At 62.0% G+C, this 23,010-nt stretch carries 27 protein-coding genes; 15 read left to right on the top strand and 12 right to left on the bottom strand.

The annotated features are described in order from the left end of the window. Positions 1-38 precede the first annotated feature (38 nt). Entirely contained in the window at positions 39-1,802 is a 1,764-nt protein-coding gene (locus HNQ36_RS13905) for an outer membrane protein (RefSeq protein WP_184086051.1), read from the top strand. Positions 1,803-1,907: 105 nt separating this feature from the next. Continuing rightward, positions 1,908-2,120 carry a hypothetical protein gene (locus HNQ36_RS13900; RefSeq protein WP_184086049.1) on the top strand — a complete coding sequence of 71 codons (213 nt, stop codon included), beginning with the start codon at positions 1,908-1,910 and terminating at the stop codon, positions 2,118-2,120. A 70-nt stretch (positions 2,121-2,190) separates the two neighbouring features. Here HNQ36_RS13900 and HNQ36_RS13895 read toward each other — a convergent pair whose 3' ends face one another. Further along, complete coding sequence (locus HNQ36_RS13895; RefSeq protein WP_184086047.1) at positions 2,191-2,514, bottom strand: polyhydroxyalkanoic acid system family protein; 324 nt, start codon at positions 2,512-2,514, stop codon at positions 2,191-2,193. Positions 2,515-2,685: 171 nt separating this feature from the next. Between HNQ36_RS13895 and HNQ36_RS13890 the strand changes: the two genes are divergently transcribed. Further along, the gene (locus tag HNQ36_RS13890; RefSeq protein WP_184086045.1) at positions 2,686-2,883 is read left to right on the top strand and encodes a DUF3606 domain-containing protein; all 198 of its coding nucleotides are present in this window, start codon (positions 2,686-2,688) and stop codon (positions 2,881-2,883) included. 116 nt (positions 2,884-2,999) lie between these two features. Here the strand turns inward: HNQ36_RS13890 and HNQ36_RS13885 are convergent, their stop codons facing one another. From HNQ36_RS13885 to HNQ36_RS13855, 6 genes are all read right to left on the bottom strand, one after another. After that, positions 3,000-3,500: a tetratricopeptide repeat protein gene (locus tag HNQ36_RS13885; protein ID WP_184086043.1), complete on the bottom strand. Its 501-nt coding sequence runs from the start codon at positions 3,498-3,500 to the stop codon at positions 3,000-3,002. Positions 3,501-3,708: 208 nt separating this feature from the next. Continuing rightward, positions 3,709-4,080 (bottom strand): CsbD family protein, encoded by a 372-nt coding sequence (locus HNQ36_RS13880; RefSeq protein ID WP_184086041.1) that lies wholly within the window; start codon positions 4,078-4,080, stop codon positions 3,709-3,711. Positions 4,081-4,210: 130 nt separating this feature from the next. Continuing rightward, a complete protein-coding gene (locus HNQ36_RS13875) occupies positions 4,211-5,035 on the bottom strand; it encodes an alpha/beta fold hydrolase (protein ID WP_184086039.1) in 825 nt (274 codons plus the stop codon). Between the two features lie 305 nt (positions 5,036-5,340). Beyond that, positions 5,341-5,940, bottom strand: coding sequence for an NAD(P)H:quinone oxidoreductase (wrbA, locus tag HNQ36_RS13865; protein WP_184086035.1), 600 nt, complete (start codon positions 5,938-5,940; stop codon positions 5,341-5,343). A gap of 56 nt (positions 5,941-5,996) precedes the next feature. Next, the gene (locus HNQ36_RS13860) at positions 5,997-6,695 is read right to left on the bottom strand and encodes a pirin family protein (protein WP_184086033.1); all 699 of its coding nucleotides are present in this window, start codon (positions 6,693-6,695) and stop codon (positions 5,997-5,999) included. A gap of 71 nt (positions 6,696-6,766) precedes the next feature. Then, positions 6,767-7,516, bottom strand: coding sequence for an SDR family NAD(P)-dependent oxidoreductase (locus HNQ36_RS13855; RefSeq protein WP_184086031.1), 750 nt, complete (start codon positions 7,514-7,516; stop codon positions 6,767-6,769). A 131-nt stretch (positions 7,517-7,647) separates the two neighbouring features. Here HNQ36_RS13855 and HNQ36_RS13850 point away from each other — a divergent pair, with 131 nt between their 5' ends. Both HNQ36_RS13850 and HNQ36_RS13845 read left to right on the top strand, forming a co-directional pair. Beyond that, positions 7,648-8,562 carry a LysR family transcriptional regulator gene (locus HNQ36_RS13850; RefSeq protein WP_184086029.1) on the top strand — a complete coding sequence of 305 codons (915 nt, stop codon included), beginning with the start codon at positions 7,648-7,650 and terminating at the stop codon, positions 8,560-8,562. Between the two features lie 83 nt (positions 8,563-8,645). Continuing rightward, positions 8,646-10,220 (top strand): gamma-glutamyltransferase family protein, encoded by a 1,575-nt coding sequence (locus tag HNQ36_RS13845; protein ID WP_184086027.1) that lies wholly within the window; start codon positions 8,646-8,648, stop codon positions 10,218-10,220. A gap of 32 nt (positions 10,221-10,252) precedes the next feature. Here HNQ36_RS13845 and HNQ36_RS13840 read toward each other — a convergent pair whose 3' ends face one another. Continuing rightward, a complete protein-coding gene (locus tag HNQ36_RS13840) occupies positions 10,253-10,993 on the bottom strand; it encodes a haloacid dehalogenase type II (RefSeq protein WP_184086025.1) in 741 nt (246 codons plus the stop codon). Between the two features lie 58 nt (positions 10,994-11,051). Between HNQ36_RS13840 and HNQ36_RS13835 the strand changes: the two genes are divergently transcribed. After that, positions 11,052-12,050, top strand: a complete 999-nt coding sequence (locus HNQ36_RS13835) for a tripartite tricarboxylate transporter substrate binding protein (RefSeq protein ID WP_184086023.1) — start codon at positions 11,052-11,054, stop codon at positions 12,048-12,050. Positions 12,051-12,057: 7 nt separating this feature from the next. Here the strand turns inward: HNQ36_RS13835 and HNQ36_RS13830 are convergent, their stop codons facing one another. The 3 genes from HNQ36_RS13830 to HNQ36_RS13820 form a co-directional block, all read right to left on the bottom strand. Further along, a complete protein-coding gene (locus tag HNQ36_RS13830) occupies positions 12,058-12,540 on the bottom strand; it encodes a YbaK/EbsC family protein (RefSeq protein ID WP_184086021.1) in 483 nt (160 codons plus the stop codon). 53 nt (positions 12,541-12,593) lie between these two features. Next, positions 12,594-13,463 carry an amidohydrolase family protein gene (locus tag HNQ36_RS13825; RefSeq protein WP_046827680.1) on the bottom strand — a complete coding sequence of 290 codons (870 nt, stop codon included), beginning with the start codon at positions 13,461-13,463 and terminating at the stop codon, positions 12,594-12,596. A gap of 96 nt (positions 13,464-13,559) precedes the next feature. Further along, positions 13,560-14,330, bottom strand: a complete 771-nt coding sequence (locus HNQ36_RS13820) for an IclR family transcriptional regulator domain-containing protein (RefSeq protein ID WP_184086019.1) — start codon at positions 14,328-14,330, stop codon at positions 13,560-13,562. A gap of 103 nt (positions 14,331-14,433) precedes the next feature. Here HNQ36_RS13820 and HNQ36_RS13815 point away from each other — a divergent pair, with 103 nt between their 5' ends. Genes HNQ36_RS13815 through HNQ36_RS13795 form a run of 5 tightly spaced genes read left to right on the top strand, consistent with a single transcriptional unit; the run spans position 14,434 to position 18,698 of the window. Next, complete coding sequence (locus HNQ36_RS13815; RefSeq protein ID WP_019195537.1) at positions 14,434-14,910, top strand: MaoC family dehydratase; 477 nt, start codon at positions 14,434-14,436, stop codon at positions 14,908-14,910. Positions 14,911-14,927: 17 nt separating this feature from the next. Next, the gene (locus tag HNQ36_RS13810; protein ID WP_184086017.1) at positions 14,928-15,380 is read left to right on the top strand and encodes a MaoC family dehydratase; all 453 of its coding nucleotides are present in this window, start codon (positions 14,928-14,930) and stop codon (positions 15,378-15,380) included. A 16-nt stretch (positions 15,381-15,396) separates the two neighbouring features. Beyond that, positions 15,397-16,641 (top strand): FAD-dependent monooxygenase, encoded by a 1,245-nt coding sequence (locus HNQ36_RS13805; RefSeq protein WP_184086015.1) that lies wholly within the window; start codon positions 15,397-15,399, stop codon positions 16,639-16,641. Positions 16,642-16,687: 46 nt separating this feature from the next. After that, on the top strand, positions 16,688-17,668 hold the full coding sequence (locus tag HNQ36_RS13800) for a Bug family tripartite tricarboxylate transporter substrate binding protein (RefSeq protein ID WP_184086013.1): 981 nt from the start codon (positions 16,688-16,690) through the stop codon (positions 17,666-17,668). Positions 17,669-17,726: 58 nt separating this feature from the next. Beyond that, positions 17,727-18,698, top strand: coding sequence for a tripartite tricarboxylate transporter substrate binding protein (locus HNQ36_RS13795; RefSeq protein ID WP_184086011.1), 972 nt, complete (start codon positions 17,727-17,729; stop codon positions 18,696-18,698). 99 nt (positions 18,699-18,797) lie between these two features. Here the strand turns inward: HNQ36_RS13795 and HNQ36_RS13790 are convergent, their stop codons facing one another. Beyond that, entirely contained in the window at positions 18,798-19,835 is a 1,038-nt protein-coding gene (locus HNQ36_RS13790) for an acyl-CoA desaturase (RefSeq protein WP_184086008.1), read from the bottom strand. A gap of 315 nt (positions 19,836-20,150) precedes the next feature. Between HNQ36_RS13790 and ykgO the strand changes: the two genes are divergently transcribed. The 4 genes from ykgO (at position 20,151) to HNQ36_RS13770 (ending at position 22,783) form a co-directional block, all read left to right on the top strand. Then, the gene (ykgO, locus tag HNQ36_RS13785; protein WP_002718645.1) at positions 20,151-20,276 is read left to right on the top strand and encodes a type B 50S ribosomal protein L36; all 126 of its coding nucleotides are present in this window, start codon (positions 20,151-20,153) and stop codon (positions 20,274-20,276) included. Positions 20,277-20,413: 137 nt separating this feature from the next. Then, positions 20,414-21,079 carry a tetratricopeptide repeat protein gene (locus HNQ36_RS13780; protein ID WP_184086006.1) on the top strand — a complete coding sequence of 222 codons (666 nt, stop codon included), beginning with the start codon at positions 20,414-20,416 and terminating at the stop codon, positions 21,077-21,079. Positions 21,080-21,190: 111 nt separating this feature from the next. Continuing rightward, positions 21,191-22,159: an alpha/beta fold hydrolase gene (locus HNQ36_RS13775; protein WP_184086004.1), complete on the top strand. Its 969-nt coding sequence runs from the start codon at positions 21,191-21,193 to the stop codon at positions 22,157-22,159. A gap of 219 nt (positions 22,160-22,378) precedes the next feature. Continuing rightward, on the top strand, positions 22,379-22,783 hold the full coding sequence (locus HNQ36_RS13770; protein ID WP_184086002.1) for a phasin family protein: 405 nt from the start codon (positions 22,379-22,381) through the stop codon (positions 22,781-22,783). The last annotated feature ends 227 nt before the right edge of the window (positions 22,784-23,010 follow it).

Raw genomic sequence — 23,010 nt, 5'->3', positions numbered from 1 at the left:
CTCCCCCTCTACGACTTCTTCGGGGACTGGGGGATTTCATGACCAAAACAGCCGTTTTTTCGGTGATCGCGGTGCTTGCCTTTTCGGCGCTGCCCGCATCTGCTCAAACTGCCCGCGACACTGCACTTCGGGCTTCGCCACCGGCCCCGGTGGCCAATCCCCTTTCGTGGGGCGGCCTTTACATCGGCGCGGGTTTTGGCCGCGAAAAGAAATCGCTCGATCAGGGAACGGCCTACCAGACGGTCACGCCAAGTGGGCCTGGCTTCGCGACGAACGAGCCGATCCCGTTGCAGACCACGAATTATCTCAATCGCGGTCACGTTCTTGGGGGATACCTCTGGCAGTACGAACGGCTTTTGCTCGGAGCCGAGGGAGACTATTCGTTCGGCGACCGTGTCCCGACTTCGATTCCGTTCGGGCCTGAGCCCGGCGCATGCGGCGTGGGAACGACCGGCAACTTTATCTGCGGCAGCCCGACATCCTTTGGCTCGGTCGAAACGATGGGACATTTGCGCGCGATCGCGGGCGTTGCCATCAGCCCGAACCTGATGGCTTTTGTCAGCGGCGGTGCCGCCTTCGGCAAGAGCGATACCGTCGGCTCCCATGTCGGGTTCTTTATGGCGAGCAGCCCGAGTCTACCTGTTCTTGTCACCGGAAACTCTTTAGCTCCGAACAAGAATCTGGTCGGCACATCCATCGGCGGCGGCATCCAGGTGAAAGCCAGCCAGAATCTCGTCGCCCGGCTCGAATACCTGAAGGATACCTACGATGGCGTGGTGACGAGCGGCGCTGCCGTTCAGGCCAACCTCGGCGGCACACTCGTAACGATGACGTCGCCGAGTGAAAAAGTGAAAATGACCAACGAAACCATTCGTGCGTCGCTGATCTATCGCTTCGATCCTGACATGTCGCCATCTTCGGCCGCCGCCCTCGGTTGGCAATCGTTCACGACCGATCCCGCGCTTTATGCCAACACATGGGCCGGCTTCTATGTCGGCGGCGGCATCACCCAGAACAATTACAGGATCAGCCAGGACAGCGGCATGACGCTGACCATCGATGACAGCAATACACCCGGCCTGGACGTGTCCAAACAAGGAGGTTTTGCCAGAACGATGGATCGCACCGGCGATCACCTTCTTCTCGGCTATCGCGCGCAGTTGCACAGGTTCTGGCTCGGAATCGAAGGAGATTTCGAGTTCAATTCGCTCTCAAGTCTCGCGAGCCGCAAGAGCCCCGGACAGTTCGGAGGCCCGGCGGGAGGTAACATGACCTGTTATCTCCAGTTCACGAACGCCACTCATTGCCTCGGATTGTCGATGGAGGGAAATCTTTCCGTCGAAACCAAAAATCATCTTCGCTTGATGGCCGGCTTCGTCATCACGCCTCAACTGACTGGATTTTTCTCCATCGGAAAGGCCTACGGCGTGGTCGCGGGCAGCCTCGGAACGAGCTCCGGCGGCATTGTTTCGGTCCCGCCGAGTGCGCCGCTTGTCGGCGGGGCAACGGTCACCCGGACATTCGCTCCTGAGAACCTGATCGGCAACACGATCGGCGGCGGGTTCGAATTCAAGGCGACGGAAGACCTTTCCATCCGGGGCGAATATCTGCGCGACACGTATGCGTGGAAGCATCGCCCGATCGGCGGTGCGGGCTTTGGAGGGACGATTGGTACCGTTACGACCAACAGCTTTGCTGCCGCAGCCAGCGAACATCAGATTGTGAACGAGGCGTATCGGGTCTCGCTGGTCTATCGTTTCCTGAATCCGCAGAGCGATCGGTTCTGTTCGTTCTGCTGGTGATCTTCGCTACAGGCAATCGCGCCCGCCGGTCCCGAGATCGGCGGGCGTTTTCGTGTGCGGAACTCTAAAGGCGCTGCCGCGTTGCATGTGTCGGAGGACGATCACATGCGAACTTTTCCGGGAATGGTACTGGGCTGCCTGCTGACCATCGGCGTGGTTTACGTTCATGATTCGATGGCAACATCGACGGTCGCCAGCGGCGCATCGGCGGGCACGTCACGCCAGATCGTGAACTGGGATGTCGCCGCCAGTGAGTGGGGACAGGTCAAGGAGAATGTCCGCACCACATGGCTGAAACTGAAGGCCAACAACGGCTGATAGGTTTTTGACTAGTATGTTTGAGATTGAACGAGGCTCGGCAGCAATGCCGGGCTTTTGTTCGGATGGATCAGACGTCCGTTGTCTTCTTTTCCAGCATGCGCGTAGCGCGGGATCGAATCGTCGCCTGAACGCCGTGCGCCAGGCCTGCGAGCAGCCAGGGCAGCATCACCTCGACCTTGACGTGATCCTCCGCGACATCGACCGTTCCGCTGACCTGCTGTTTCAGTGCCGTCAACTGAAACGCAAGACGGTCTCCGCTCCAGATCTCCTCGTTGATCTGGAGAATCCTTGCGTATTCCGAACGGACGCTGCCTAGCCCGGCTTTCAGGCGGCGGGCCGCTTCCTCTTTGCCGAGCTTGTGGGGAATGGAGACGATGAACGGTTGAGCCAATGTCGTGCCTCGGAACAATGCGATCCGCGTTTTGGGGCCGACTATAGCAATTCGGGCTCCGCGACGGCGGAAAATTACCCGGCCCGCGGTCCCGGCGACGGCGTTTCATCTTCATTAACGCTGAGGCGTGCGGCTGCGTGCGGCGCGGGCCTTCTCGTGCTATTTTGAAGCATGCTCCGCCTTGTGACAGTCGCGTCCGTGCTGTCGTCGAATACCGGTGCGCGTCCCGCACCTGTGATCGACATGACGGATGATGCCGCCACCGGTTATTGGGCATATCGCCTCAGCGTCTCGCCGCAGGATCTCATCGCCGCGATCGAGGAGGTCGGACCCGCTGTTGCCGCCGTACGCCGACATCTCGGCAGATAAACATCCTCCGAGCAAACAAAGCTGTCCGGTCGTTGCGCATGGGCGCACGCAAAAGCCCGGCGCGGGGCCGGGCTTGAATTCGCAACATCAGATGATCGGCTAAGCTCGCCGTTCCATCAATCGCATTGCTGATAGCCGGACGATGCGCACTTCTTCGCCTTCGCACGTGCTTCGGCGACCTGCTGTGAGCTGAGCTGGCTGGACACGGCCGCGAGTTCTTTCCTGGCCTCGTCATTCCCCTGCGTCGCGGCGATGTCGTACCACATGTACGCTTTTTCGATGTCGTCGGATTCTTTGCCTTCGCCTTTGTAGTACAGGCTTCCCAGCAGGACCTGCGCGTCCGCGTTGCCCTGCTTTGCGGCGAGCCGGCTCCACTTCTGGGCCTGTTTGCGATCCTTGGAGACGCCCAGCCCCATCTTGTGCATCAACGCAATTCGATACTGCGCGACGGCGCTTCCTTTTTCCGCAAGCGGACGAAACAGTTTCGCCGCGGCCGCATATTCCTTGCGCGCAAAAGCCTTCACGCCGTCTTCCCACGTGCCTGCCTGCGCGACAGGAGCACTGACAATCAATCCGAACGCAACGACCGCCGCAGTCAATCCAGTCAGCCTGAACATTTGCAAGACCCCGTTCCCCGATGAAATTCAGCAAGTATGGAGTTCCATATATCCTGAACGTCACATCGGCACAACGCGGACACGTTTAGCAAACTCGGCGGAGCGGGCAGCCATAGTGCAATGCACATTCTCAATCCGCGCACGCGCCTATCGCGCGCGCCAAGGCGCGCGTTGATACGCGCGCCTTTTTTGCATCTCTTGTTCGAGATTAGTAGTAGTCGCGCAACGATCTGCGGCGGCGCGGCTGCCGGTTCAGCATCAAGGCCAGCGCGAAGCCGACCGCGCCCGCGACAAGCAGCGCGCCGAGCGGCTGTTCGCGAACGGTGGATGCCATTGCCTTGCTGCCATCGCGATAAATGTCGCTGCCGGCATCGAGCGCATCCTTGGCGTAATCGCTCGCCGCATCGCCGATGTCGCGCGCGGCATCCTTCGCCTGACCGTACAGATTCTGCACAGTTCCTGCGGCTTCGCGCGCCCGCCCCGAGGCTTCGGTTGATGCATCGCCGGTTGCGCGGCCGAACGCACCTTCCACCTTGCCTGCGGCGTCCTTCGCGGCGCCTGTGATCCGATCCTTGTCCATCGTGTTGTTCTCCGGGGTGATGGACCGACAACGGTCTGACCCGCCATGGGTTCCGTCCGAAGGCGCCGCAATCTCTGAACAAATAAAAGGCCCGCTCAATGAGCGGGCCTTTCGCAGCATTCACTGCCTGTCAGCTTTTGATGAATGCCAGCAGATCGGCGTTGATCGTCTCAGCTTCGGTGGTGGGCATGCCGTGCGGAAAACCCTTGTAGGTTTTCAGGGTGCCGTTCTTCAGCAGCTTGGCGGACAGCGGCGCTGAATCGGCATACGGCACGATCTGATCGTCGTCGCCGTGCATCACCAGCACCGGCACCGTGATCTTCTTCAGGTCTTCGGTGAAATCCGTCTGCGAGAAGGCGACGATGCCGTCATAGTGTGCCTTGGCGCCGCCCATCATGCCCTGCCGCCACCAGTTCTGAATGATGCCTTCCGATGGCGTCGCGCCGGGACGGTTATAACCGTAGAACGGCCCCGCCGGCAGATCGCGATAGAATTGCGCGCGGTTGGCTGCAAGCTGCGCCTGCAGTCCGTCGAACACTTCCTTGGGCAGCCCGCCGGGATTGCTGGCAGTTTTCACCATGATCGGCGGCACTGCGCTGATCAGGACGCCCTTGGCGACGCGGCTCTCGCCATGACGCGCGATATAATGCGCAACTTCGCCGCCGCCGGTCGAGTGACCGACATGCACTGCGTTTTTCAGATCGAGATGCGCCGTCAGCGCAGCCAGATCGTCGGCGTAGTGATCCATGTCGTGGCCGCCGCCGGTCTGGGTCGAGCGGCCGTGACCGCGCCGGTCATGGGCGATGACGCGAAAGCCTTTGCTCAGAAAGAAGAGCATCTGCGTATCCCAGTCGTCCGCCGAGAGAGGCCAGCCATGGCTGAAAACGATGGGCTGTCCCGTACCCCAGTCCTTGTAAAAGATTTCAGTGCCGTCCTTGACCTTGATCGTCGGCATAATGCCTGCTCCCTCTTGCCTTGAAAGACAGAATAAACCCGGCGGAGCGGAGCCTAGCGTTTTCCGATGGCAATTGCGCGACCGTCATTGGTCGTAGCCGCGTCGCATCTGCCGCAGTGCCGATCCAACCCTGTCGTGCCGCGCAGGGCCGTGCGGCGAAGACCTCGGCACATCCAGTTTCGCGCCAGCGCGCGCAGCGGTCCGCGCGCAAGATTGAACAGATGTATTGCGTCGTTCATGGCAGTCTCTTCATCTCGGGGAGTCATGGAAACGGCGGCGCTGTTGCCAGCGCCGCCGTTTGTCGATTAGCCGTGGAGCTTCTTCGCGGTTTCCGCGATGGTGCGGCCCTGATAGCGCGCGCCGTCGAGTTCGTTCTGGCTCGGCTGGCGGCTACCGTCGCCGTCGGTGATGGTGGTCGCGCCGTAAGGCGAGCCGCCGGTGACTTCCTTGACGCCCATCTGGCCGGCGAAGCCGTAGTTCAGGCCAACCACGACCATGCCGAAGTGCAGCAGGTTGGTGATGATCGAGAACAGTGTCGTTTCCTGGCCGCCGTGTTGTGTGGCGCTTGATGAGAACGCACCGCCGACCTTGCCGTGCAGCGCGCCCTTCGCCCACAGGCCGCCGGCCTGATCGAGGAAGTTCGCCATCTGCGACGACATGCGGCCAAAGCGCGTGCCGGTGCCGACGATGATCGCGTCGTAGTTCACGAGATCGTCGATCTTGGCGACAGGGGCCGCCTGATCGACCTTGTAGTACGACGCCTTGGCGACGTCAGGCGGAACCAGTTCGGGCACGCGCTTGATGTCGACCGTCGCGCCGGCTTCGCGGGCGCCCTCGGCGACAGCATTCGCCATCGCTTCGATGTGTCCGTAGGCGGAATAGTAAAGTACGAGAACCTTGGCCATGGTGGCTTCCTTCAGTTTTTCAGAGGTGGTGGAATTGGGTGATGGAGGGATGCGGCTTACGCCGCATCCACCAGCACGAGTTCGGTGTCTTCGAGCGCGGTGATCTTCACCGACGCTTCTTTCTGGACGGCGATGCCGTCGCGGGTGTTGGCGCGCACGCCATTCACCTCGACGCTGCCGCTGGCCGGCACGAGATAGCCGTAGCGCTTCTCGCCGAGAGCATATTCGGCGGTCTCGCCGGCCTTCAGCGTGGTGGCGAGCACGCGCGCATCGGCACGGATCGGCAGCGCATCGTTGTCGGCCTTGAAGCCGCTGGCGATGGTGACGAACTTGCCGGAGCGATCGGCCTTCGGAAACGGCTTCGCACCCCAGGTTGGCTGTCCGCCGTCCTGCGTCGGCACGATCCAGATCTGGAAGATCTTGGTCGTCACCGGCTCAAGGTTGTATTCGGAGTGGCGGATGCCCGAGCCTGCACTCATCACCTGCACATCGCCGGCTTCAGTGCGTCCCTCGTTGCCGAGCGAGTCCTGATGGGTAATCGCGCCTTCGCGGACGAAGGTGATGATTTCCATGTTGGCATGAGGATGCGCAGGGAAACCGGTGTTCGGAGCGATCTCGTCGTCGTTCCAGACGCGCAGGCTGCCATGGCTGATGTTGGCAGGGTTATGATAGCTGCCGAACGAGAAGTGATGCCTGGCCTTGAGCCAGCCGTGGTCCGCGCTGCCGAGTTTATTGAATGGTCGAAGTTCGATCATGGGATATTCCTTCATTGAATATGCTTGAGGGATTGCCGGGCGCGTGATGCACCTGGCGTTGTCAATCTGGATCAGGCGCCGAAGCCGCCATCGACGTTGAGCACTGTGCCGGTCACGAACGACGCACCGGGGCTGGCGAGAAACACGACACCGGCCGCGATCTCTTCCGGTTTGCCGTAGCGCTGAAGCGCATGCAGCGTGCGCTGCGCTTCCGAGCTTGGTCCGTCAGCCGGATTCATGTCGGTGTCGATCGAGCCGGGCTGAAGCACGTTGACGGTGATGCCGCGCGGGCCGAGGTCGCGTGCCGCGCCCTTGGTGTAACCGACGATCGCAGCCTTGGTGGCGGCGTAGTCGGCCATGCCGGGGAACGATGCGCGGGTGGCGATGTCAGAGCCGATGGTGACGATGCGGCCGCCGTCGCCCATCAGTTTCGATGCGGAGCGGATGGCCGTCACGACTCCATCGATATTGATCGCGTACTGGCGGTCGAACGCGGCGGTGTCGCTGTTCGGATCGTCGACTGCGCCGGTCACCGCGACGCCCGCGTTGTTCACGAGGATGTCGAGACGGCCGAAATGCCTGGCGACGTCCTTCACCAACTGATCGACTTCGCCGCTGTTGGCCTGGTCGGCCTTGAAGGCTTTCGCCTCGACGCCCTTGGCCTTCAGGTCGCGGACGACGGCCTCGGCCTTGTCGGCGGACGCTGAGTAGCTGATGGCGACGTTCGCACCTTCATCGGCCAGCGCCTTCGCGCTGGCTGCACCGATGCCGCGCGATCCGCCGGTAACCAGAGCGACTTTGCCTTTGAGTGACTTGGACATTGGGGTCTCCTTGAGTGGGAGTTCGCTTGTTGAATTGTTCGATGGGCAATGGATAAGCGCTCGCGGATGGTGCATAAATAGAAACTATTGAAACTCATTGTTTCCATATCTGCCCCTTGAAAGGTTCCGATATGTCCAGGCTCCCGGACTTTGAGGCCCTCGCGATCTTCGCCAAAGTCGTGGAAATGCGGTCGTTTGCTGGGGCCGCGGCAGAATTGGCGCTGTCGAAAGCGACCGTTTCCAAGGCGGTCAGCCGGCTTGAAGAACGGCTCGGGGCGCGGCTGTTCAATCGCACCTCGCGGCAACTGGCGCTGACCGATGCCGGCCAGAAATTGTCCGAGCGTGCGGCGAGGCTCCTGATGGATGGCGAAGCCTTGGAAAGCGACGCGCTGGCCCAATCGTCCGTGCCGCGCGGGCTGGTGCGGTTCGCGGTGCCGATGACGTTTGGCGTCAGGGTCATCGCGCCGCTGCTGCCGGAGTTTCTCGCCGCTTATCCCGAGGTGTCCATCGACCTGCATCTGAGTGATGCCATGGTCGATCTGATCGGCGACGGCTTTGATGCCGGCATTCGTATCGCGCGCCTGCCGGATTCGTCGCTGGTGGCGCGCCGGCTGTGCGGCATGCGGCGGTACACGGTGGCGGCGCCTTCTTACCTCAAGAAGCATGGTCGTCCGACGCATCCGATGCATCTCGCCGACCACAAATGCTTCGGCTACGCGTATCTCTCGACGCCAGGGGTCTGGCACTACGTCAACTCTGCGGGCGAGCAGGCGACGGTGCGGCCTTCCGGACAGTTACGTGTGAACAACGGCGAGGCGCCAATGCCGGCGCTGCTGGCCGGGCTCGGCATTGCCGATCTGCCGGATTTCATTGTCGGCGAGGCCATCGCCGACGGGCGGCTTGAAGTGATCCTCAAGGACTGGAAGCAGCCCGAGGGTGCGGTGCATCTGGTGATGCCGCCGGGTGGCCCGCGCCCGGCGCGTGTCGAAGTGCTCGCGGATTTTCTCGCCGACAAGCTCGGCCGCACCAAACGCGCGGCGAGATAGGCATGCATCACATTCCCGGCGAGGGGTGGATCGAAGGTTCAACTCGGCTTAAAAGGGGTTTCCATCCTCGAAGGTTTCCCTGAATGCGCAATTTCATCTCGCCGTCCCGCTCCATCGCAGTGGGGGAACGCGGCATGGCCGCGACCTCGCATCCGCAGGCAACACTCGCCGCGCTCGACATTCTGAAAGCCGGCGGCAACGCCATGGACGCCGCCATTGCGGCGGTTGCGCTGCAGGGCGTGGTCGAGCCGCAGATGACCGGCGTCGGCGGCGACTGTTTCGTGCTGTATTCGCCGAAGGCCGGTAAGCCGGTGGCGCTGAACGGATCGGGCCGCACGCCGGCGAAGACCGATCTAGCGGCCGTGGCCAAGGACGCGAAGGCTCTCACGCCGACCTCGATCGAGGGCGTCACCGTTCCAGGCGCGATCGATGCATGGTGCACGCTCGCTGCGAAGTACGGCAGCAAATCGCTGGAAGAAATCTTGAAGCCCGCGATCGACTCCGCGGAGAACGGCTTCCGCATCACGCCGCGCGTCGCGTTGGACTGGTCGCGCAATCGCGCGCGGCTGGAAAGCAATCCGGCGGCGAAGGAGCAATATCTTCCCGGCGGCGTTGCGCCCGACATCGGCGACCGGCGCAGTCAGCCCACGCTCGGCAAGACACTGCGGCGCATCGCGCGCGAAGGCCGCGCGGCTTTCTATGAAGGTGAGGTAGCAGAAGAACTCGCCACCGTGCTGCAAGGCCTTGGCGGTACGCACACCGTCGCAGATTTTGCTGCGAACACGCCGGAAGACGTGACGCCGATTTCCACAAGCTACGGCGGCCATGACATTCTCGAATGTCCACCGAACGGGCAGGGCCTCGCGGCGCTGATGATCCTGCGCACGCTGGCCGGTTACGACATCAAGGCGCTTTCAGAGGTTGACCGCGTGCATCTGCTGGCGGAAGCGAGCAAGGCGGCCTACCGCGCGCGCGATGCATTTTTCTGCGATCCGGCGCACGGCAAGGTCGATGCGGCGCATTTTCTCTCGGACAGCTATATCGGTGCGATCCGTAGCAAGATCGACATGAAACGCGCGAGCGCGGCCGTCGACTGGGACGACATCGAGCACAAGGATACGGTGTACGTCACGGTGGTGGACCGCGACCTCAACGCCGTGTCGTTCATCAATTCGCTGTTTCAGCCGTTCGGCAGCGGCATCTACGCACCGAAGTCCGGCGTGCTGCTGCACAACCGCGGCTGGGGTTTCCGGCTACAGCCGGGTCATCCCAACGCGCTCGGGCCGAACAAGCGGCCGATGCACACCATCATTCCCGGCATGGTCATGAAGAACGGGCGCTGCATGATGCCGTTCGGCGTCATGGGCGGCCACTATCAGGCGACCGGCCACGGCAATTTCCTGTCCAACGTGTTCGACCTCGGCATGGACATTCAGGCCGCGTCGGAAGCGCCGCGCTCGTTCGCATTCGAAGGCGTGCTGTCGCTGGAGCCGACATTTGGCAAAGAGATCGGCACTGAACTGGCCGCGCGCGGGCATGATGTGAAATGGGCCGACGCCGCAATCGGCGGCTGTCAGGCGATCTGGATCGATCACGAACGCGGCGCCCTGCTCGGCGCCACCGACCATCGCAAGGATGGTGTCGCGCTCGGCATCTAAGCCGCGCGCCTCATCTTTGCAGCATCAGCGCGTTAGCCGGAAGCCACAAGGCTGGGCAAATCCGCCAGCGCGGAAATGCGATAGTCCGGTTCCAGGCCGTACTCGTCCATCTGCATGCGGATCGCCTTGAACATCGATAGGGGCCGCACAAGGTCGGCCTTCACGAACTCGGCCGCCATTGCCTGCGGCGTCACACGCTCGATCCATGCCACGTTCAGGCCGAAGGCCTTGGCGCCGCAGGCGTCGAACGGATTGGATGAGACGAACAGCACCTCGTGCGGCTTCACGCCGAGATTCGATTCAATCAGCTCATAAGTGCGCGGCGACGGCTTGAAGATCTTCGTCGTATCGATGCTGATAGTGGCGTCGAGAATTGTGTCGAAGCCGGTGTTGCGCACCAGCGCGTTGAGCATGTCGGTGCTGCCGTTCGACAGAATTGCAAGCTTCTGGTCTTTCAATCCTGCCAGCGCCTGTTTCGCATCCGGATAGAGATCGAGGTGGACATACTTGTCCATGATGCGCTCGAACATCGCGGCATCGAATGTCAGGCCGAGCGCCTTAAGGGTGAACGTCAGTGAGTCCCGGGTGATGACCGAGAAATCCTCGTAGCGGTCCATCAGCGAGCGCAGCCAGGTGTATTCGAGCTGCTTCAGCCGCCAGATCTGGCTGATCAGTTCGCCGTAGCCGGGAAAGGCCTCGTCGGTAACGGCGGCGACCGACTGCACGTCATAGAGCGTGCCGTAAGCATCGAACACAACGGCCTTGATCGTCATCTGCGCTTCCTTCAGGGTGTAGCGATAAAGAATAAAAACAAATTCTCAGGGAGGCATCATGAATCGGCGCGAGGTTTTGAAGGCGGCCGCTGTTCTGCCGCTGTCTCAGGTTGCATTGCACACGATCTCCGGCACTTCTCATGCGCAGGCGGCATGGCCGTCGCGCAACGTCACCATGATCGTGCCGTTTCCCGCCGGAGGACAGGCGGATCTCGCGGCGCGTCCGGTGGCGCTGGCGCTGGAGCGCATTCTCGGCAAGTCCGTGATCGTGGACAACCGCGCCGGGGGCGGCGGAGGTTCCGTCGGCAATGCGGCGGCAGCGCGCGCCGAACCTGACGGCTATACGCTATTGATGACGCTGTCGTCGCTGGCGGTCTTGCCGGAAGCGGACCGGCTGTTCGACCGCCCCGTGGCCTATGAAATGTCGCAGTTCGCGCCGGTGGCGCGGGTGCTGGCCGATCCGACCATGCTCGCGGTGCCTGCGTCCGCGCCATGGAAAACGGTGAAGGATTTCGTGGACGATGCGAAGGCGCGGCCGGGCCAGATTCCCTACGGCTCATCCGGTCCCTACGGCACGCTGCACATTGCGATGGAAATGTTCGCGGCCAGCGCCGGGATCAAGCTGCTTCATGTGCCGTTTCGCGGCGCAGCGCCGGCGCTCAACGCGCTGCTGACGGGCACCGTGCAGGCGGTGGCCTCCGCGCCGGGTACACTGCGCGCGCAGGTGGATGCCGGCAAGATGCGCGTGCTGGCCGGGTGGGGCGCAAAGCGCGTCGCAAGCTTTCCGGACGTGCCGACGTTTCAGGAACTCGGCTACAAGGATGTCGAGTTCTACATCTGGGCGGGATTGTTCGCGCAGGCGGCACTGCCTGCGCCGATCATGACAAAGTTGCGCGAAGCGATGGGCGAGGCGGTGCGCGCGCCGGAAGTGGTGAAGACGTTCGAGACCGCAGGCAGTCCCGTCGCCTACATGGATGCGCCGGAGTTTGCGAAATTCGTGGAAGCGGATAGCGCGCGGCTGATCGCGGCGGTGAAGAAGATCGGCAAGGTGGAATAGGAGGCGCTCACACCACCTCGGTCTGCTCCCGGACCTCGCTGACGTCGACCCATTCGGCGCCAGTCAGTTCGGCCATCCGCGCTGGCGAAATGCGCACGGCGCTGTTGATCGAGCCCGCAGCGGGCACGACCTCGTTGAAAGCCTGCAGCGAGACGTCGCAATAAACCGGCAGCGGCGTCTTCAGTCCGAACGGACAAATCCCGCCGACCGGATGGCCGGTGGCGTCGAGCGCTTCCTCGGCATTGAGCATGCGCGGCTTGCCGCCGAACACGGCGCGCGCCTTCTTGTTGTCGAGCCGGGCCGTGCCGCAGGTGACTACCAGCAGCACGCGGTCACCAACGCGCAGGGACAATGTCTTGGCGATTTCCGCCGGCGAGACGCCAAAGGCTTCGGCGGCGAGCGTGACGGTCGCGGAGCTTTTTTCGGATTCAATCACCGCAATGTCGGGGGCTTTGTCAGCGAAGAATGCGCGGACGGATTCGACGGTCATGCTTTTGTATGTCCAGAACGGCTGTTGGATGCAGCCTTATGCACGGTCTGGCTTCAGATGCCCAGTAGCTTGCGCGCATTGGCCTTCAGCACCTTGGGCCGCACCTCGTCGCGGATGTCGAGCTTCTCGAAATCCGCCATCCAGCGGTCGGGCGTGATCACCGGCCAGTCCGATCCGAACAGCATCTTGTCCTGCAGGATGGTGTTGACGTAGCGCACCAGGATCGGCGGGAAGTATTTCGGCGACCACCCGGAGAGGTCGATGTAGACGTTCGGCTTGTGGGTCGCGACCGACAGCGCTTCCTCCTGCCAAGGGAACGACGGATGCGCGAGAATGATTTTCATGTCGGGAAAATCCACCGCGACGTCGTCGATATACATCGGGTTGGAATATTTCAGGCGCATGCCGTTGCCACCGCGCATGCCGGAGCCGACGCCGGTCTGTCCGGTATGAAACAGCGCGATCGAGCCGGATTCGGCGATCGCCTCGTAGAGCGGATAGGCCATCCGGTCGTTCGGATAAAAGCCCTGCATGGTGGGATGAAACTTGAATCCCTTGATGCCGTAGTCGGCGACGAGTTTTCGCGCCTCGCGCGCGCCGAGCTTGCCCTTGGCGGGATCGATGCTGGCAAACGGAATCAGCACGTCGGAGTTCTGCGCCGCCAGTTCCGCCATCTCGTAGTTGTTGTAGCGGCGGAAGCCGGTCTCGCGCTCGGCATCGACGGGGAAAATCACTGCGCCGATCTTCTTGGCGCGGTAATAGGCCGCAGTCTCGGGCACGGTGGGAGGATGCTTGTGCGGCGACTTGAAGTATTCCGACATCGCGGCCTGGAAATCGTCGTAGCCGTCGTCGCCGTGGGTGCCGCAAGGCTCCTCGGCATGGGTGTGGATGTCGATGGCGATCAGGTCGTCCGGATTAAGCATGCGCATGTCCCGGCTGAGGCGTTCCCGCGTGGACGCGGGTCGCCGTGAATTGATTATAGTCTATAATCAAATCGCGCCGGGACGCAACGCGCGGCTTTAGTTGTTGGCGGTGGTCTGGGTCCGGATGTCCTGTGCGGTGCGCTTCAGCGCCACCAGGAACTTCTTCTTTGCCTCGGCCTCGGTCACCGTGCCAGAGATGGTGTTAATGCTGACGGCGGCCACGACGTGGCCGGCCTGATCGCGCACCGGCACCGCGATGCCGCAGATCGCGGGATCAAGTTCGCCGTCGATCCAGGCGTAGCCCTGCTGCTCCACGCGCGCGAGTTCCTCGGCGAGTTGGGTCGGGGAGGTCACGGTGCGAGGCGTCACCTGCTTGAATTCGATGCTGGAGATATATTGCGCGCGTTGCTCCGGCGGCAGTGCCGCGAGCAGCACGCGGCCGAGCGAGATCAGATGCGCGGGTAGGCGGCTGCCGATGCCGAGATTGGCGGTGAGAATGCGCCGCGCCGGCAGACGCAGCGCATAGACGATTTCGGTTTCGTCGAGCACCGCCAGCGCGCAGGATTCACCGATGTCGTTGCGCAGATCTTCCAGCGCGCGCTGCGCGTAGCCCCAGTAAGGCAGCGCGTTGAGATAGGACAATCCAAGGCCGAGTGCGCGCGGGCGCAGGCTGAAGTAGCGGCCGTCGGCCTCGCAATACTTCAGCGCCACCAATGTCGCCAGCATGCGCCGCGCGGTTGCGCGCGTCAGCCCGGCCGCAACTGCAGCCTCCGACAGCGTGTGCCGTCCGGGTGGACGCCCCAGCGCCTCGACCACGGAAAATCCTCTGGCAATGGCACGGACGAAGCCGTCGCTTTCCTTGGACATTCAAGTTCCCTCATCTTCCGGCTTGTCAGGTGCTGAAAGCCAGACCATAATGTTCGTGTGGTGAGTATAAAGTTCGCCTGATGAACATAGATGAGAGATTGCCATGGCGCAAGCACAAGCTTTCGAAACGGACTTCTGGAAGGACGAAAATCTGCGAAAGGTCTGGGACGAGATCGTTCCGGGTGAACCGCGCAAGACGATCCCCTACCTGCTGACGAAGGAAGCCATCGCGCTTCTTTGCAAGGCGGTCGGTGAAACCAACCCCCTTTACCTCGATGAAGCCTATGCGAAGACCACGCCTTGGGGCGGGATCATCGCGCCGCCGTCGATCCACATCCTGCTGATGTTCTCCTGCACGGAAGCGGACGACTGGATGCGCTCACCGGGCACCGTGAACGCCGGACAATCCTGGAGCTACAACAAGCCCGCGCGGCCCGGCGACACCATCACGCTGCAGGCCCGCGCGCTCGACAAGTTCATCAAGCGCGAGCGGCTGTTCGTGGTCCACGACAACGTCTTCTTCAATCAGCACGGCGACGTGATCTGTTCCGGCCGCGGCCAGACCATCCGGCCGATGTAACGCGAGGAGTTGAAAACATGACGACGACATTCGAAACCCTCACGGTAGGCGACAGCATCGACGGTCCGAAGTTCTCGGTCTCGCGCGAATCCATTCGCCTCTTCTGCGATGCATCGCTCGATTACAATCCGCTGCATCTCGACGACAACTACATGAAGGGCGATTTCGGCAAGACCAATTTCGGCGGCATCATCATGCACGGCATGAACAACTTCGGGCTGATCACCCGGATGCTGACCGACTGGGCTTATCCGGCGGGTGCCATTCATCGCCGCCTCGAAACGCGCTGGGTCAAGCCGGTGAAGCCGGGCGACACCATTCAGCCGGTGGGAATCATCAAGGCCAAGCAGACCACCAAGAATTCTCGCTTCGTGCTGATCGACGTGCTGGTGAAGAACCAGAACGACGAGAAGGTGGCTGTCGGCGAAGCCATGGTGGAATTCCCCGTCGCAGCTGCTGCTGCAGCCTGACCGGAGTTGAAGCGCGATGTCGATCGCGATCATAGGAGCGGGGGTTGGCGGACTGACGGCGGCGTTGTCTTTGCACGCCGCCGGCCGCGACGACATCCTCCTGTTCGAAGCGGCACGGGAAATTCGCGACGTCGGCGTCGGCATCAATCTGCCGCCGCATGCCGTTCGCGAATTGAGCGAGCTCGGTCTCGGCGATGTGCTTGAGAAAGCCGGTGTGCCGACCAAGGAACTGGCCTATTACGATACCACGGGCCGCCTGATCTGGGCCGAGCCGCGCGGACTCGATGCCGGTTACAAATGGCCGCAATACTCTATCCATCGCGGCACGCTGCAACGGCTTCTCGTCGAGGCGGTGCGCGAACGTCTGGGTCCGTCGTCGATCCGGATCGCGCAGCGCGTAACGGGTGTAAGCACAGCGGATGACAACAAGGTCGTGATCGAGGCGATCGATCAGACCGGCGCGGATCGTCCGGTATCTTATACTGCGGATGTTGCGATTTGCGCTGACGGTATCCGCTCGCCGGCACGCGAGAGCCTGTATGGCTCGGTCACGCCGCTCGCATCGAACGGCTGGGTCATGTATCGCGGCGTCACGAAAACCGCGCCGTTTCTCAGCGGCCGCTCGATGGTGATCATCGGGGATGAGGCCCAGCGCATCGTGGTCTATCCGATCGCGGACGGCGTGCTCAACTGGCTGCTGGTCCGTCCGAAAGACACAACGCGCGCGGAGACCGAGCTTGGAAACTGGAATGTTCCGGTTTCGACCAGTGCTATTGCAGAATTCGTCAAGGACTACCGTTTCGACTGGCTGGATGTGCATCATCTCGTGGCGTCGTCATCGGAAGCCTACGAGTATCCGATGACTGACATCGATCCGTTGCCGCGCTGGGTGTTCGGGCGTTGCGCGCTGCTTGGTGATGCCGCGCATGCGATGTATCCCTTCGGCTCCAATGGCGCCTCGCAGGCGATTCTGGATGCACGCGTGCTAGCGTATGAACTCGCCACTGCTGCGACCATCGACGATGCGCTGCGCGGCTATGAGACGCAACGCCGTCCGGTCGCCAGCGAAGTACAACTCGCGAACCGGCGGCAGGCCGGTGACGTGATGGCGCGGGTGAGCGCGCTGGCGCGCAGCGGCGCTCACGGCGATGCTGCGACCGAACTGCAGGACGTCGAGCGCCGCTACAAGCAGCTTGCGGGCTTCGACGTCGATGCCCTGAACACCCGGAAATCGTGGAGCGTTTTAACAGCTTCGCGATAACCGACCGATAAAGAGCCGGGAGCAAACCGGAACAGAGGAGACAAGAATGCGCTGGTATTTGGATGCGATGCGGTCTGGATTGCTCGCGATCGGATTGATCGCGATGCCTCAGTTGGCCGCCGCCCAGGATCCGTACCCGACCCGGCCGATCAAGCTGCTGGTCGGCTTCGCGGCGGGTGGTGCGACCGATACGACATTCCGCAAGCTCGGTGAACTCGCTGCCAAGGATCTCGGCCAGCCAATCATCATCGAAAACAGGCCGGGCGCAGGTGCGACGCTGGCGCCGTCGACGATGGCGAAAACGGAAGCGCCCGACGGATACACCATCGCGGCCGCCACAGCCGGATTGCTGCGCTATCCCTACATGCAGAAGGTGGACTGGGATCCGATCAAGGATTTCACGTGGATCACGGGTCTCGGCGGCTACACCTTCGTGCTCGCGGTCAATGCCGACTCGCCGATCAAGACCACCGCCGATTGGGTGGCCTACGCCAAGAAAAATCCCGAGAGCCTGACCGTCGCTACCGCGGGCGCTGGCACCACCATGCATCTGCTGGCGGAAGCTCTTGCCGGCATGGCCGACGTGAAGATCACCCATGTCGGCTACAAGGGCAGCAGCGAAGCTGTCACCGCGATCCTCGGCGGTCACACCATGGCGACGGTCGATGCCATCGGCACCATTCTGCCCTATGTCGAGTCGGGCAAGATGCGCGTGCTGCTGTCGTTCGATCCGCAGCCGGTCGCGTCGCTGCCCGGCGTGCCGACGGCCAAGAGTCTCGGCTACGATCTCGTCTATCCCGCGCCTTACGGATTGGTGGGACCGAAGGGTATGCCGCCGGCCGTGGTCGACAGGCTCTACAAGGCATTCAAGACCGCTGCTGACAGCGATGAATACAAGAAGCTGCTGGTGACCCTGGGTCAGACCCAGTGGCAGAAGGCCCCGGCCGACTATCAGAAGTGGGCCGGCGAATTCTATGTGTCCGAGCGCTCGCTGGTCGAACGCGCCAAGCTGTTGCGTCAGCCGTGACAACGGCTGCCGTTCGCCAACGAGATCACGTCATACAAACTTGGGTCAGGTTGAAATCATGAAGTCAGTTCTTGCAGCAGTCCTGTGCGTGTTCATGCTCGGCGCCGCCTCCGGCGATGCCAAAGCCAGCGAACAGTTTCCGCCCAACAGCATCAAGATCATCGTACCATTCCCGGCCGGCGGCACCACCGACATCCTGGCGCGTTTCGTCGCGCAGTATCTCGGCGAGAAGCTCGGTGTCACCACCATTGTCGAGAACCGTGCCGGCGCTTCGGGGACCATCGGTTCCGAAACGGTGGCGAAGTCGCCCAATGACGGCAGCGTGCTGCTGTTGACCGCGACCCATCACGTCATCAATCCGAGCCTCTACGTAAAGCTCCCTTACGACACGCAGAAGGATTTCTCGCCGATCGCCGTGGTGGCGAGCGCGCCGAACGCGCTGGTGGTCAACAAGGACTTCCCGGCGAAGAGCGTTGCCGACCTGATCGCAATGGCAAAGAAGGAGCCGGGCAAGCTGTCGTTCGGTTCAGCCGGCATCGGCGGCGCCAATCATCTGTCCGGCGAACTGTTCAAGCAGATGGCGGGCGTCGACATCGTGCACGTTCCCTACAAGGGCGCTGCGCCTGCGATGAACGACCTGATCGGCGGACACATTCCGATCATGTTCGACACGCTGCCGACGGTGTTGCCGGCTGCTGCGGCGGGCACCATCCGCGTACTGGCCGTCACCAGCAAGGAGCGTGCGGCGTCGCTGCCCAACGCGCCGACGCTCGATGAGTCCGGCGTGAAGGGGTTCGAGGCGACCGCATGGTTCGGCCTCTATATGCCGGCCGCCAATGGTAACGCGGCTCACACCAAGCTGGTTGCGGCAATGAAGGAGATCCTCGCAGCGGCGCAGACGCGCGAGAAGTTCGCGACGCAGGGCGTCGAACCCGGCAAGCTCACCGGCGCGGATTTCACCAAGTTCGTCGATGCGGAAATCAGCAAGTGGTCGGGCGTGGTGAAGACCGCGAAGGTCCCGCAGCAATAACAACCAGCCTCAAGATCGCTGAAAGCCCGCTCCGAATTGTCCGGGGCGGGCTTTTCTGCATCGAGATATGGTTGGAGAAAGAAGCGGAGTTCGCTGCGATCACTCGTCCGGCGTGTTGCTGCCGCCGCGTGTAACCATGTTCACGCCGGCCTTGGCCATCACATGGGGACTTGGCCCAACGACGTCGGTTGCGAGTCCGAGCTTTTCGAACAGGCGGATGGTCAGCCAGGTGGTGTCGAACTCCCACCACTTGTGACCGTGCCGCGCCGAGCGCGGATCGGCGTGGTGATTGTTATGCCAGCCTTCGCCGTGGGCGAGCAGGCCGATGAAAACATTGTTCCGGCTGTCCTCGTCGGTCTGGTAATTCCGGTAACCCCAGAGGTGGGTCACGGAATTCACCGCCCAGGTCTGGTGCCAGACGAACACGGTGCGCACGAACACGCCCCAGAGCAGGATGCTCAGTCCGAATTGCAGGGCCTGCATCGCCGTGCCGCCCATCGCCAGTTCGGCGAGGAAGCCGAGGCCGAAAAATACGATCCATTGCGCGAGAATGATTTTGACCTGAAGCCAGTTGCGCTCGATCGCGACATAGAACGGATCGCGCAGGATGTCCTTGGCGTAGCGGTCGTAGATTCCGAGGCGGTTCAGCTCCGGATTCTTGATGATCAGCCAGCCGATGTGGCCCCAAAGGAAATTCACCAGCGGGCTGTGCGGATCGGGCTGTTCGTCGGCATGCTGATGATGCCGGCGATGCACCGCGACCCAGCGGGCCGGTGTGTCCTGCACGCAGCAGATCGCGATGACCGCCAGCGTATGCTCGAACCACTTCGGGCACTTGAAGCCGCGATGGGTGAGCAGGCGGTGATAGCAGATGTTGATGCCGAGCAGCCCGGACAACCGTGCGGCGATGATCGCGACGATCACGCCGGTCCAGCTGAAGGTCCAGGGGATAAAGGCGAGCAGGGCGACCAGATGGTAGGCGAGGATCACGGAGGCTGTCGGCCACTCGATCCGGCGGAGGAGCACCCCGTTTGGCAGCGGCAGGCGGCCTGACTGTTCAGGCGCGGCAAGGTCGGTCCCTGTGAGTGGCACGGCCTTCGCGGCTGCCGGACGATGTGTGGTTATTTCGGCGGTCAACGGTCCAGATCTGCCTTCCGGGGGGCCAAAGCCATGTTTACCGCACGCGCCCGGGAAGATGAAGGATCGTGGGCGCGACCGGGTCCAGTCGTTTGCTTAGTAGCTGATTTGGGCCGCGGAAAGTCCGAAAATGGGTTCCAGTCGGGTCATTTTGCCCCGGTTTGAGCTGTTGAATTGGCCTGATCGGATTGACATTTGTCCCCCCGATGGCATAGAAACCGCCTGTCTCGCGCGGCCCTTGGCCTGCGGGATATGCCCATCAACCAACGGTTCATACTCGGCCCTGCAACGCGGCCTTCCAGAGAGCATTGTCCCATGAAGGTCCGTAATTCGCTGAAGTCCCTGCGCGGCCGTCACCGCAACAACCGTCTGGTCCGCCGCAAGGGCCGGGTTTACGTCATCAACAAGGTTCAGCGCCGCTTCAAGGCGCGCCAGGGTTGATCCAAACGGGCTGATTTTTCGCCTGTTTGTTCCATGACGTGTGCCGCCACCGAGGCGGCAGGTTCCTCCCCACATCACAGCCGTTTGACGCCGCTTGTACTTTGCACGCGGCGCTTTCCGCGTTTAGACTTTCCGTCATGGCATTGCGGTCCACAACCACGGCGAACTGGACGCGGGTTTTAAGGCTCGCGATCGGCATTGTTGTGCTGGCAGCAATCGCCGCGACGCCCGCCGCTGCGCAGGCTCCGCAACCGACGCCGCCGGGCGCGCAGAAGAAACTGCCGCAGGCCCCTGCCAAGCTCCCGCGCGTCATCGGTGACAAGGCCAAGAATCTCGATTTTCTGTTCGGCGCGCTGAAGGCCGCCCCGGATCAGGAAAGCGCCAAGGCTGTCGAGGCCCGGATCTGGGCGGTATGGACCGCAACGCCGAGCGATACCGCCGCGCTGCTGATGGCGCGGGCGAAACTCGCGATGGATAGCAAGGACACCGCTGTCGCCTTGAAACTGCTCGACGCCGTCATCAAGCTGCGTCCTGACTATATTGAGGCCTGGAATCGGCGCGCGACAATCCACTACCTGAAGAACGATTACAGGCGCTCGATGGAAGACATCCGGCAGGTCCTGATTCGCGAACCGCGCCACTTCGGCGCATTGGCGGGCCTCGGGATGATCATGCAGGAAACCGGCGACGAAAAGCATGCGCTCGATGCATTCCGCAAAGCGCTGGCCATCAATCCCCATCTCGAACGGGTCCCGGATCTTGTGAAGTCGTTGACCGAGAAGGTCGAGGGCCGCGATATTTAACCAGGCATTTCTGAACCCGGCCGGTTTGCGGGCGGGCGCGATTTCGACGCGAAACCTATTCAACAGCCGTTCGTATTTTCCGCCGTGCAGAAAGTTTTCCGGATTTCTTTCATGATTGTTTTGGCTGTCGCGGTCACGCTGGCGGTGCTGGCGCTGGTCACGCAGGCGGGCGTCTCCGTGCTGGAGCGCAACCATCCGCCGGAGGGCAGGTTCGTCGACGTGAAGGGCGCGCGGCTTCACGTCGTGGAGCTTGGGCCGACCTACGCGCCCGGTCTGCCGATCGTCCTTGTTCACGGCGCAAGCTCAAGCCTGCAGACGATGCGCAAGCCGCTCGGCGACAGGCTGGCGAAGGACCGCCGTGTCATCCTGATCGACCGGCCGGGCCATGGCTGGAGCACGCGCGAACGCTGTGAGGATTCCACGCCTGCGATTCAGGCCCGCATGATCGACGAGGCGCTCGGCAAACTCGGCGTCGATCGGGCGATCGTCGTCGGCCACTCATGGGCCGGCGCGCTGATGCCGGCGCTGGCGCTGGCCTATCCCAAACGTGTCGCCGCCATCATGATGCTGTCGCCGGTGGCCTATCCGTGGCCGGGCGGCGTCGGCAATTTCAACAAGATCGCGACTATTCCGGTGATCGGTCCGCTGCTCGCCTATACGATCACACTGCCGCTCGGCATATTTCTGGTTGATGGCGGAACTCGTTACGTCTTCGCGCCGCAGACGATGCCGGACGGCTATATCGCGGCGACGGCGGTGCGCATGGTGTTGCGGCCGCAGGTGTTTCTCAGCAATGCCTGGGATCTCACGACGTTGAAGGCGGAGACGGTCAAGCAGTCACCGAGCTATCCATCGATCAAGGTTCCGGTCACGATCATCGCCGGTGATGCCGACAAGACGGTTTCGACTGAAATTCACTCGCGGCCTTTCGCCGCTGCAGTGCCCCAGACCAAGCTTGTGGTGTTGCCGAACGGCGGCCACATGCCACAGGTCTATGCGGCCGACGTAATCGTATCGGAGGTCGAGGCGATCGCAGCGAAGGCGCAGGCCGGATCATCGGCATCGGCCGTTCCTTATTGATTGCACATTGCAATCTGTCGTTCGGTCATGAACGGTGACCTTTGACTATTTCAAGAAATCTGAATCTTGAGTGCGCGCATGCAACATGCACCTGCATCGGAGAGAAATTTTTCTTTTCGGTCATGATGCAATGAGCATCATACTGCTGCCATCGATCAGTGATGGAGTGTCGGCGTTAGACGTGTCCTTTTCTTGCTCCAGCAGAATGAAGGTCCGACAATGGCACCCACATCCACCAGCGACAACGTATTCAACAAGGCGGCGGAAACGATTCCGTTTCCCGATCTTGCGCGCGTGAGCGAGATCAATGGAACCATGCTGAACGAAACTGCGAAGTTCAACGCGCAGGTCGGCACGGCCATGCAGAACATCGGCAAGGAATGGTCGGAGTTCGTCGGCATGAGGCTGCGCGAGGACGTCCAGTTGTTCCGGACGATCCAGGACTGCCGCTCGCTGCAGGATTTGCAGCAGGCCTATGCCCAGTTCTGGCAGACCGCGTTCGCGCAGTATGGCGAGGAAGCGCAGCGCATGCTGCGGCTCACTCAGGGAACGGTCGAAGATGTCACCCGCGCTGCGAAGGAAGCGCGCGAAACGACAGTCCACGCCGCCGACAAGGCGGCCTGAGAGCGGCTTGCGCCGGACATTATAACTATAACTGTCGTGCCTGACGATGTGGGGCACGACAGCCACCACGTGCCGGAGTTTCGCCTCGCGAAACGCGGTGCGGCTGTTCGCCATTGCGGGCGCGCAGTGAAGCACGCTCCCCGATCGATAAAGTTCAATTCAAGCATGATACTTACCCCGATGGTTAGCTAGGCTGACCTATCGGAACTGGATTCTGTTGCCTGACG

The sequence above is a fragment of the Afipia massiliensis genome (assembly GCF_014203115.1).
GTDB classification, from domain to species: Bacteria; Pseudomonadota; Alphaproteobacteria; order Rhizobiales; family Xanthobacteraceae; genus Afipia; species Afipia massiliensis.
This window is presented reverse-complemented; position numbering and strand designations above follow the sequence as displayed.